This is a genomic window from Calothrix sp. NIES-2100 (assembly GCF_963875285.1).
GTDB lineage: Bacteria > Cyanobacteriota > Cyanobacteriia > Cyanobacteriales > Nostocaceae > Aulosira.
On record NZ_CAWNLA010000001.1, the window covers coordinates 2359359 to 2371450 of the forward strand.

Annotated in this window: 9 protein-coding genes; 1 reads left to right on the plus strand and 8 read right to left on the minus strand. The window is 38.7% G+C overall.

Translation table 11 applies throughout. The annotated features are described in order from the left end of the window. Positions 1-40 precede the first annotated feature (40 nt). On the plus strand, positions 41-2689 hold the full coding sequence (locus AACU32_RS10145) for a CHAT domain-containing protein (protein WP_096599447.1): 2649 nt from the start codon (positions 41-43) through the stop codon (positions 2687-2689). Between the two features lie 117 nt (positions 2690-2806). Here AACU32_RS10145 and AACU32_RS10150 read toward each other — a convergent pair whose 3' ends face one another. The 8 genes from AACU32_RS10150 to AACU32_RS10185 all read right to left on the minus strand — a co-directional run bounded on the left by AACU32_RS10150 (position 2807) and on the right by AACU32_RS10185 (position 12035). Then, the gene (locus AACU32_RS10150; protein WP_096599448.1) at positions 2807-3589 is read right to left on the minus strand and encodes a DUF928 domain-containing protein; all 783 of its coding nucleotides are present in this window, start codon (positions 3587-3589) and stop codon (positions 2807-2809) included. Between the two features lie 192 nt (positions 3590-3781). Then, the gene (locus AACU32_RS10155) at positions 3782-4471 is read right to left on the minus strand and encodes a hypothetical protein (protein WP_096599450.1); all 690 of its coding nucleotides are present in this window, start codon (positions 4469-4471) and stop codon (positions 3782-3784) included. 33 nt (positions 4472-4504) lie between these two features. Next, a complete protein-coding gene (locus tag AACU32_RS10160) occupies positions 4505-4936 on the minus strand; it encodes a DUF2752 domain-containing protein (RefSeq protein WP_339377732.1) in 432 nt (143 codons plus the stop codon). 31 nt (positions 4937-4967) lie between these two features. Continuing rightward, entirely contained in the window at positions 4968-5282 is a 315-nt protein-coding gene (locus AACU32_RS10165) for a hypothetical protein (protein WP_096599452.1), read from the minus strand. 336 nt (positions 5283-5618) lie between these two features. Then, complete coding sequence (locus AACU32_RS10170) at positions 5619-8858, minus strand: hypothetical protein (protein ID WP_339377733.1); 3240 nt, start codon at positions 8856-8858, stop codon at positions 5619-5621. A gap of 194 nt (positions 8859-9052) precedes the next feature. Then, positions 9053-9310 (minus strand): hypothetical protein, encoded by a 258-nt coding sequence (locus AACU32_RS10175; protein ID WP_096599453.1) that lies wholly within the window; start codon positions 9308-9310, stop codon positions 9053-9055. After that, a complete protein-coding gene (locus AACU32_RS10180; protein WP_096599454.1) occupies positions 9295-11190 on the minus strand; it encodes a CHASE2 domain-containing protein in 1896 nt (631 codons plus the stop codon). The genes AACU32_RS10175 and AACU32_RS10180 overlap by 16 nt, the downstream gene beginning before the upstream one ends. A gap of 173 nt (positions 11191-11363) precedes the next feature. Beyond that, positions 11364-12035, minus strand: coding sequence for a response regulator transcription factor (locus AACU32_RS10185; protein ID WP_096599455.1), 672 nt, complete (start codon positions 12033-12035; stop codon positions 11364-11366). Between the last annotated feature and the right edge of the window lie 57 nt (positions 12036-12092).

The following is a 12092-nucleotide window of genomic DNA, read 5'->3' on the forward strand; positions in this document are numbered from 1 at the left end:
TACTGTGCTAAAATTTCAGCATATCAGTAAAATTTTTTTCATGCGTGGTTGGCTACTATCTTTATTCCTGTGTAGTTTGACGTTTTGTTTGTGGCTGGGTAATGTACCAATAACAATCACGCCACGGGAATTTACAGGAGTAGTCAGCGCCCAATCTCCTGATGCAAATCAACTGGTACAGCAAGGGCTAGAACTTTACCAAGCTTCTGATGTGAAAGCAGCTATTACTATCTGGGAGAAAGCTGTAAATATTTACCAACAAAATCACGATGCGCCAGCAGAAGCGATCGCTCGCGAAAACTTGGCGCGGGTGTATCCAGAAATTGGACAAAGTGAACAAGCAATTATCCAGTGGAACCAAGTTATCGCCTACTATCGCCAAGTAGGAAATTGGCAGCAAGTGGGGCGATCGCTCACTGAACTGGCTCAGGTGTATAGTAGTTTAGGACAACCCACAACAGCGATCGCTCTTTTATGCAATCCTGATCACAACAATGATTGCAGCCGTGACAGCGCTTTACAGTTTGCTCAGACTTACAAAGATTCTCTTGGTGAAGCTGCTGCTTTGGGAAGTTTGGGTGATGCTAACCGACTAATAGGAAAGTATGATTCAGCAATCAGAAATCTCGAAAAAAGTCTAGATATTGTTAATAAATTTAATATATCTGCTTTGCGCGTTTCAGTTCTCAATAGTTTGGGTAATGCGCATATTAGCCAAGCTTTAGTGAACCATCGACAAGCAGATTCAGCAAAACAAACGGGTGATGATGATGAGAAAAAATTCCTAGATGAAGCTCAACAAGAAGATGAAAAGGCTTTGAATTACCTGCGGCAAAGTTTAGAGTTAGCCAGTAGCGATCATGATGTTGCAGGTGAAATGCGATCACACTTACAAATCATCCCCATATATTACCGCAAACATGCCGCCACCGAAGCAGCAACCAGCCTACAACAAGCAATTAACCTGCTAGAACGTTTACCTGAGAATCGCAGGCGTGTGTATGCAACTATCGACTTGGTGCATTTATTAGAACCTATTACCAGTGACGCAAAATCTTTTAGAGTTAGTTGTCTCAAACCTGACACATCAGCCAAAGCAACAGATTTACTCAATCAAGCAGTGACAGTAGCCCATAAAATCGAGGATTTTCGGGCTGAATCCTTTGCTTTGGGAGAATTAGGACATATATATGAATGTCGTCAAGAATATGCAAAATCTCTGGAAATTACTAATCAAGCCAGATTAGCAGCCGAACAAGGCTTAAAAGCACAAGATAGTTTATATTTGTGGGAGTGGCAAACAGGACGCATTTTACAAGCATTAGGAAAACCGGATGCAGCAATTTCCGCTTATGAACTAGCAACTAATACCCTAGACACTATTCGTCGTGATATTTTAACGGCAAATCGAGATATCCAATTTGATTTTAGAGAGACAATTGAGCCAATTTACCGCGAATTAATCGCTTTAAGATTGAGTCTGGAAGAATCACAACAAACTGCAAATAAATCGTTAGTATCTCCAGATAGCACGAATAATTTAGGTTCGATTATCACGACGATGGACTCACTGAGATTAGCGGAATTACAAAACTATTTTGGTAACGATTGCGCTCTGGTTTCATCTGGGCAAAAAAATATTACAGAAATTGGTAATCAGACAACTGCATTTTTAAACACTATTATCTTGGAAGATAAGACTGCGGTAGTTTTAACCTTGCCAAAAGGTCAAAATTATTTGCATTCGATTTCTATTAAACGTCAAGATTTTATCGACAATATAAATACATTTCGCATAAGTTTAGAAGCCTTTCGTGATGCTCCTCTTGGGTATGACAATAAAATAGCAAAACAAATCTATAATTGGTTAATTGAGCCTTTTACTAAAGAACTTCAACAGTTTAATATTAAAACATTAGTATTTGTGCAAGATGGCATATTAAGAAGTGTACCGATGGCTGCACTGTATGATGGCGAGAAATATTTAGTTCAAAAGTATGCGATCGCCACAATTCCCACTTTAAACCTGACTGATCTTAAACCTTTAGAACGGCAAAAATTGCGGGTACTTGCATTGGGTTTAACTGCCAATGCTACTATTGACGATCAGAAATATCCAGCAAATGCTGGTGTTTTGAGAGAAATAAATGAAGTGTTGCAGAAGATTCACGGAAAGAAACTACTTAATGATGATTTTACCAGCGATCGCCTAAATCAAGAACTCGATAAACAAGCCTACCCAATTATCCACATTGCCACACATGGCGAATTTGGTACAACTCCAGAAGATACATTTATTGTCACAGGTAAAAACGAGAAACTCTCATTTCAGAAATTAGAAAAGCAAATTCGCAAAGTTACCCGCAATAATCAGCTATTAGAACTATTAACCTTAACTGCTTGCGAAACCGCAGTAGGAGATGAACGTGCTGCACTAGGATTAGCCGGGGTTGCAGTCCAAGCGGGAGCAAAAAGTGCCTTAGCATCCCTGTGGGCAATTCAAGATAAATCTACAGCAAAAATTGCCATTAGTTTCTACAATAAATTGGTAAGCGACCCGAATATCAGTAAAGCTGAAGCTTTGCAATTTGCTCAAAAAGAATTGATCGAAAATCAAAAATTAGAAGAGCTAGAATATACTCACCCTGCTTATTGGTCGCCTTTTATATTAATAGGAAATTGGTTGTAGAGTTAAGAGCATGGAGAGTATCCCAAATGTGTCAATTTATTTTTTTGTAGTGATGCTTCCGTGGGCGCTGGCTTGACATTAGGGAGCAAGATGCTCCCACTACAAATTTATTAAGAATTATTTTAACTCTTGTTCAGCAGCTATAATTTCTTGCAGTCGTAAAGCTTGTTGCTCTAAATCTTGCTTAAGATTTGGATCTGTACCTTTGCGACTTGCTTCTTGTTTTTCTAACTGACTGAGTTCTGCCAATAACTTGAAAGTTGATGCTTTATTTGCAGAATTATTGAGTGTTTCAGCTAGTGCATCATACCAAAATCCTTGTTCAGCATATAAATCCGAACGTTTCCCCAATTCTTTTGTCTGCAAAAGCTGATTTTTTAACTTAGGTGGTATTGCTACAACTTCAATGTTCGCCCTAACAATTAAATCTTCTGAAGGATGGTTAGGATTACACAACAAAGCAACTTGCCATACATACTTTTGTCCCACCGCTAAATTAATTTGTTTATTAGCAAAGGAATATGTCATAATTCCTGGCGAACTTTGCATGATTGTTTTGACAACCTGCTGAGGTTTGCCGTTAACATATTCATAAAGACGAAATTCAATGTCCCGACTGGGAGAATTTGGTACAAACCAAGCAAATATCGGTTGTAAAGAAACCGTTTGTCCAATATAATCAACGGGAGCAAGTGCTGTTAGGCTTGTCTTTTCATTTCCCGTACATTCATTAGTTCTACTGCTATTTGAACCTGTAGGAGTTCTAGGACTAGAAGGATTTGCAGGTGGTTTGTAGGTAGCTATAGCTGTAGTTGTCAGTGTTAAATAGAGTATAAAAGTGCAACTAAGCAGCAGTTTGTTAGTTAAAAATTGGTGAATTAAGCAGAAATACTTACTCATGGCTACTAGGCTACTGGTGTGCGATCGCAAACTGTAACTGTAGATGCTTACCCCATAAATAAGAATACAGAATTTAGCGCATTTTTACCATTCACGCCCAAAAAATTAGGACTCAGAAAGTCCCAATTTTTTGGCTCAATTGCAAAATTCGCCTTTGTGAGCATTTTTGCAATTGGCTTAGATGTATTGATATTACAAGCAACCTACAACAGGTAAGCAAACTTGCGGTTGAGGAATAGGATTATTATTTGATGATGGTTGTAAAACGCGAGGTTTTGGCGTATCAGGAACGGGAGCAAATGAACCATCAGGATTAATAATAGGAATATTCCGAAATTTGGGTGGTTCACCATGAGTAAAATAGCCGGGTACTATCTCCAATAAACTTATGTAAGGAGTTGAAGTAGGTATATCATCAAAAATGATAACAGCTTTATATTTTATATTCTTTACGAAATTCATTTGAATAACACCACCTTTGCCAGCCATATTTTTTCCAACTTGAATCGTATTTGGACGATATTCATTACCTTCGTTATCTACAATTTTATTATTGTTAGTGTATATATCAAAACCTCTGTCTTCATTACTGCTAAGAAAAAGAGTACAACTAAGTCCTCTCTGTTTTCTTCTACAGGATTTTAGATCCAATATGTAATTATCATATGCTTCTGTTTGTATCGTCTCATCACTATCAGGTTTCTGGGAACTTGAATTTGGGCTTTGTACAGGTTTTCCACAGACAACTTGAGCCGATGATGTTTTTATGCAAACTTCATCGGGAGATGCTAACACAGGAATACTGAATATTGATACACCAAATGTGCAAAGAGTCATCAATAGACTGAATTTAGGAGATTGAGAAGAAAAAAATGATTTCATGAATTTGATTAACCTCTCACTTATGTATTGACCTTATCCGAGAATCATACTTATATCTAGAAACACCCGAACAAATAAGCCACAAGCTACTAACTGAATTAAGTCAAACCAACAAAGTCCTGAAGATTTCCAGAACAATAGCGGAAACCGGAGAAAAAATTGCGCGATCGCTAAAGCTACAATGAAAATTCCCGCTTTATTAAAAGCCACAGCAGCTGGCAAATCAAAATGGTACAGAGAAACAATACTTCTTGTTAAACCGCAACTTGAACAGGGTAGATCGGGATAATTTGTGGCAATATAGCTGGGAACCGTAGGTAACTCGAAGGGGAGATAAGCCTCTACCTCGCCGGGAATCGAAACCCCAAGCGGATAGAGTAAAAAAATCACCGCAAGTACAAGTAAGCTGTAGTTAACATATCGATACTCTTTGTAGATGTCCGGTAAGTGCTTAAAGAATTTCACAATTACAACCAATGACAACCAGTACTGCTGATTAACGCCTTTGTTCAAGGCCTTGCTGAATACCCTGTTGAATGCTATGACTAGCACCATTTAAGGCGATCATTTGAGTACCAGAAATTACTAGGCCAATAGTACTGATAGTCAGTGCTACTAAGGGAAACACCTTCGACTCTCCCTTGGAGTAAGCCAAGTAAGTAGCTAATCCACCCAAAAGAGAAGATGGCAGTGCCAGCCAGAACGCAAATGCTCCCAAACAGGGGATGAAAGATGCCAGCATACCAATAATTCCAAAAACTAGCGCAATTACCGACATTACAGTAGTTGCGGCTGAAGCTTCCTTTGCCATATCTCATACTCCTTATGGTTAAGTGAACAAAGAATTGGACAAAAACTGATTAGTTTTCGTAAACTTGTGGTTGTGGTGCTGCAACGAAATAGGTATAAATTTCATTGCGATCGCGTTTGATTAATACAATAAATAATTGAAGAGAGAATTTGTTCGCCGTTTCTGCCAATTAGATTGCACCTTTGTGCCAATCTGGTTGTATATCTTTGCCATTGCAATCCAAAGTTTGCAGATTGGGTGTCTGTATGGCATTGAATATGGGAAAATATCAAGCATCATTGGCAAGATGCGCCATGACTAGATCCCCGACTTTTTCAAAAAGTCGGGGATCTTTAGCTAGGCAATTAAAGTAAAATCACTACTACTCAAAGTAATATCAGGATTCCCTAAACGGGCAAACTCAAACACTGTGCCTGTACCTAAGACATTACCATCCCTGTTGTAAAATAAGCTACCACTATCTTGGCTAAACACAATCCGCGCACTGCTAGCGTTGACCAAGTTATCACCAGTGACAACAGCAAAGTTAGTAAAAGCTTGTCCTACAGTATTAGTAATAGCGTTAAAGGTAGCTTTACTCAGTACAATCTTGTCTTGTCCCGCTTCAAACTCGGTGATGTAATCAACACCTAAGCTTGTGCTAAACACTCCATTACCTTGGAACAGATATCTATCCTTTCCGCTTCCACCAGTGAGCATATCATTACCATTACCTCCCCAGAGTAAGTCATCACCAGTTCCACCAGTGAGAATATCATTACCATTACCTCCCTGAAGGGTGTCATTTCCTCCTAACCCTTGCAGTTGGTCATTTCCGTCACCGCCAATCAGAGTGTTATTCAGTGCATTACCAGTGAGGCGGTCATTACCTGTGCTACCAGTTGCATTTAGTGTCTGGCTATTACTGAGGTTGATATTCACAGACGCAGCATCGTCATTAGTAATGGTTCCAGTTACAGCTGTTGTCGTACCGATGGTGTAACCAGTTCCCGTTGCTAGGGTAAGAATAACGGTTTCATCACTTTCAACAGTGGTGTCTGCTGTGGGGTCAATAGTGAGGGTTTTTGTACTACTTCCGGCTGCAAAAGTAATTGTTCCGGTGGTAGCTGTAAAGCTGGCTGCACCTGTTTGGGTGTAGTCGGTGTTGAAGGTAGCTGTACCAGCGATCGCATATTTCACGGTTAAGGCATTGGTGGTGCTGCCGGTGCGAGTGAAGGTGTAAACTAGGTTGGTGCTGCCGTCTTCACTTACACTAGGCGGACTTCCTACAGCAACAGTAATGCTTGGGTCTGGATTCGTAATGTTGGCTAATTGTAGGGAATAGTTAGTGTTGACGTTGGGATTTGGAGCAATTCCCACATAATAATTCCCCGATGCTCCCAAAGTTGCACTAATTTGACCGTTGCCACCAGCACCAACATAAGTAGAGTAAAGTTGTTCTCCACTCTCAATCAATCCATCATTGTTGCTATCGTAATAGATGAATGCATCAACATAAGATTGACTGACTCCATTCAACAGCAAACTAATATTACTTGTGCCTGTTAGAGAGAATTTATAGTAATCAACTGGGTCTACATTTCCCACAAATTCTTTGAAAGTTTGAGTCCCAGTCAGATTGCCAATATTGTAAGCAGTGCTAAGTGTGTTCCCAGGATTGGAAGTAAGAGAAGGCGGTGCAGATGTGGCTGATAACTGTAGGGAATAGTTAGTGTTGACGTTGGGATTTGGAGCAATTCCCACATAATAATTCCCCGATGCTCCTAATGTGGCAGTAATTTGAGCATTACCACCTGCTCCAACATAAGTAGAGTAAAGTTGTTCTCCATTCTCAATCAATCCATCATTGTTGCTATCGTAATAGATGAATGCATCAACATAAGATTGACTGACTCCATTCAACAGCAAACTAATATTACTTGTGCCTGTTAGAGAGAATTTATAGTAATCAACTGGGTCTACATTTCCCACAAATTCTTTGAAAGTTTGAGTCCCAGTCAGATTGCCAATATTGTAAGCAGTGCTAAGTGTGTTCCCAGGATTGGAAGTAAGAGAAGGCGGTGCAGATGTGGCTGATAACTGTAGGGAATAGTTAGTGTTGACGTTGGGATTTGGAGCAATTCCCACATAATAATTCCCCGATGCTCCTAATGTGGCAGTAATTTGAGCATTACCACCTGCTCCAACATAAGTAGAGTAAAGTTGTTCTCCATTCTCAATCAATCCATCATTGTTGCTATCGTAATAGATGAATGCATCAACATAAGATTGACTGACTCCATTCAACAGCAAACTAATATTACTTGTGCCTGTTAGAGAGAATTTATAGTAATCAACTGGGTCTACATTTCCCACAAATTCTTTGAAAGTTTGAGTCCCAGTCAGATTGCCAATATTGTAAGCAGTGCTAAGTGTGTTCCCAGGATTGGAAGTAAGAGAAGGCGGTGCAGATGTGGCTGATAACTGTAGGGAATAGTTAGTGTTGACGTTGGGATTTGGAGCAATTCCCACATAATAATTCCCCGATGCTCCTAATGTGGCAGTAATTTGAGCATTACCACCTGCTCCAACATAAGTAGAGTAAAGTTGTTCTCCATTCTCAATCAATCCATCATTGTTGCTATCGTAATAGATGAATGCATCAACATAAGATTGACTGACTCCATTCAACAGCAAACTAATATTACTTGTGCCTGTTAGAGAGAATTTATAGTAATCAACTGGGTCTACATTTCCCACAAATTCTTTGAAAGTTTGAGTCCCAGTCAGATTGCCAATATTGTAAGCAGTGCTAAGTGTGTTCCCAGGATTGGAAGTAAGAGAAGGCGGTGCAGATGTGGCTGATAACTGTAGGGAATAGTTAGTGTTGACGTTGGGATTTGGAGCAATTCCCACATAATAATTCCCCGATGCTCCTAATGTGGCAGTAATTTGAGCATTACCACCTGCTCCAACATAAGTAGAGTAAAGTTGTTCTCCACTCTCAATCAATCCATTATTGTTGCTATCGTAATAGATGAATGCATCAACATAAGATTGACTCACTCCATTCAACAGCAAACTAATATTACTTGTGCCTGTTAGAGAGAATTTATAGTAATCAACTGGGTCTACATTTCCCACAAATTCTTTGAAAGTTTGAGTCCCAGTCAGATTGCCAATATTGTAAGCACTGCTGAGTGTGTTTCCAGGATTGGAAGTAAGAGAAGGCGGTGCAGATGTGGCTGATAATTGTAGGGAATAGTTAGTGTTGACGTTAGGATTTGGTGCAATTCCCACATAGTAATTCCCCGATGCTCCTAATGTGGCAGTAATTTGAGCATTACCACCTGCCCCAACATAAGTAGAGTAAAGTTGTTCGCCACTCTCAATCAATCCATTATTGTTGCTATCGTAATAAATGAATGCATTGACATAGTTTTGAGTCACTCCACTCAAAAGCAAAGTAATATCATTTGTGCCAGTCAGAGAGAATCTATAGTAATCAACTGGATTTGTATTCCCTACAGCATCATTGTAGTTAAAAGATGTGAGAACACCAATATTGTGAGCAGTCGCTAATGTACTTCCTGGCATATTGTTCCTTGTTTTATTTGGATTAGAATTTACGCACTGTACAAATTGACATTTATGTTAGTTAAAATTTGGTAGTTGCAAGCTGTTGGCGATAACTTTTAAATAAGTAGAGTAGACATTGGCTTGTTGTTAGACATTAGTTAACCTGTAAATTTCATCACCATAAAATCGCCTTTGATTAACAGAATAAATAGTTAACATCGGAATTTGTTAGCCATTTCTGCCAATTGCATTGCACCTTTGTGCCAATTTGGTTGCACATCGTTGCCAAATCTAGTAGAGACATTGCAATGCAACATTTCTACATCGCGTGTCTGTATGGCGTTGAGTATGGTAAAATACCGAAAATCATTGGCAGGATGCGAACCACCGCATAATTGGCGCTCTTGAGTTTGCGATCGCGCTTTTGTTGAATTGCTGAAAGAATAATTACTTGTTAAAATAGTCGCCAAAACCAAAGTTTATTAGCAGACCAAGTAAGCTGACAAACCATCCCTTTTGGCTCATGAGGATAGCGCTTAAATTCACCACCTAACTGTTTTGCTAAATTTTGAGCTAGCTTGGTTCCAAACCCTAAATGTGGCGATAAATCAGCCATTGTCTCAATCTTCAAACCGTTATCTGCTACGCGAATTACATTTTTACCATGCTCTTGAGTACAAATGACCTCAAGACGAGTAGTACCATGAGCATATTTTTTGACATTACGCAATGCTTCTTCTAAAAAGCTGCAAAGACTCCGCTTTTGTTCAATAGTTAAATTGCGTTCATCCATCGCCTCAAACTTGAGTACCTTGTGTTTGATATTGTCAAAATAAGTAGAATCTCGCTCGATAACTTCGTTATAAACTTCAAAAAGAATGTCATCAAGTGGCTGAGATAAATCTAATCTTTGCGCTTGTTGAAAATAAAAACTATCTACTTCACTGACTGCTTCTCTTTTGACTAAATCATAAACATCGCGCAGTTCTTGATTTAGTTGCTGAAGTTTTGATACAAATTCTTGAGGTGATAAACTTTCATCACTTTGCACTTCTCTTAAAATTATATTCAAAGTTTGCAAGGGATGACTATGAATTGTATCGAAAATTTGGTCAATAATTAGCTGTCGGTCTTGAATGCGGTAACGTAATGCTTCATCATATCGATAAAAAGCTGCTAAACCCACACCATTAAATACTAAAGTGAAAAAAGCCGGGACAATTGGCACCCACCAACCGATAATTATTAATCCATAACAGATGAGAATTAAACAGATAGTAGCAATAGTAATATAAAGAAGCATCTTTAAGGGATTGATAATCACACGCCCTAAGCTTAAACCTAACATCCCCCAACCAATAATCCATAAATACTCCCATCCATCTGCCCAAACATTTATCATTGGTCGATGATCTAGTACAGCACTAACTAATTCACTAACCACATGTGCTTGGATTTCCACACCATAAATTAGAGCGGCATTTTCACTATTGATTGCAGACGAATTAACATAATCTTTAACACTAGGGCTAGTCATGCCAATTAAGACTATTTTGCCGCGAATCCAATCAGGATTAATCTTGCCACTTTGAATATCTGCAAGCGAAACCATATGAAAAGGTTTACGTTTATTGCGAAAATTAATTAATATTTGACTACCACCTGCATCTGTTTGTATATATCCACCTGAGTTTGGCTGAAACCGGGGTAGCTTAGTTGCATTAAATCTCATACCATAAGGGTCACCATTTACATTTTCTAGAGAAACCCCCTGAGTATTTAAATAGATTTCTGCTAACTTTAATGTCCACGAAATTTTCCATTCATTTTGGCGATTTGCAGCAGCTAATAAACTGCGGCGTTGCTTGCCATCTGTGTCAATTACAGCATCAGTAAAGCCTATCTGTTCTTGCGGTAAATTTGGCGGCTGATTGAAAGTTGAACCACTGCGGTCAGGTAAAATTTTTTCAACTGCAATTAAATTTTTAATTTCTTGGAATGTTTTAACAAGTTCTTTATGCCCTGGTTCTTGCGGTAAGTCTCTAATAATATCCAGTCCAATGACAGCAGGTTGATAAGTTTTTAATTTGTTCAATAAGGCGGCAATATCTCGGTCAGGAATAGGATAGGCTTTGATTGTATGAATATCATTTTCATTAATCCCGACAATTAAAATTCTTTCATCAATTGATTCTTCTGGACGCAGTCGCAGAAATGTATCAAATGCAGCCCACTCCAAAAATTGTAATGAACCCACTAGGCGTAGGGACGTTACAAAGGCAATGGTGGTAAATCCTACACGCCAAATATTATTGGCTGAATTAATTTTTGTCCAAATTCGCCGCATCATACATTTTGTTTCTTATAAGTTTTAGTTGGTCATTTATAATTAACTCTAAATATTGAATATAGCGGTTCTCACTTGGATGCAATACAACCGAAGGCGGGGAAACCCCGCCCCTACAGGCTTTACGATTTAAAACTGTACCTCACCGATCCGAAAACCGCTATATTGACTTTTAACTAATCAATTAAACCTTCTTCTCTTGCGCGAATTTCTGCTTGAATTCGGAGATTTTTACCCTTATCTGGATAAACTCCCAAGACATCATAAATTTTAGTCCAATAATGCCGTACTGTTCGTTCACCAATATTCATCCTTTTGGCAATAGCTATATCTTGTAAACCTTCTTTACAAGCAAGTTGTAAAACTTCTAGCCATTCGGGTTTCAGTTCCAAACCAGAACGTATCTCTCTAGGAGTATTATGCAAACCTTTCAGAGACCAATCAACTTTGGTTAACATTTCACTCATGGGCACACTTTTGTCTGCAACTGTAAAACCGCCTTCGTGATTGCTAATTGCTGCTTTTAGCCTGACTAAAGCACGATAATTGGCAGTTTGAACCACAATATTGAGAGTCGGATATTGACGCATCAATGTTTTAAGTAGTTGAATACCGTTATCAGGTTGGGCAGTTCCTCCCATTGTTTCTGGCATAGCTAAGTCAACTATAATCAAGTCAAAGGTGACATTTTCTAATTCTTTGAGTGCTGATTTTACGGTTTGTGTTTGAAAAATTTCAGCTTCTGGGTACTGTTGTTTTAATACATTGACGGTTGCATATAAAACAGATTCGTGGTCATCAACTACTAAAATTTTCTGTATGTTTGATTTTGGTACAAATTTATCCATAGAGTTTTTTGCTATTAAAAATTTAGTGTTTTGAACGGAGGGGCTAGCTAATTGAGA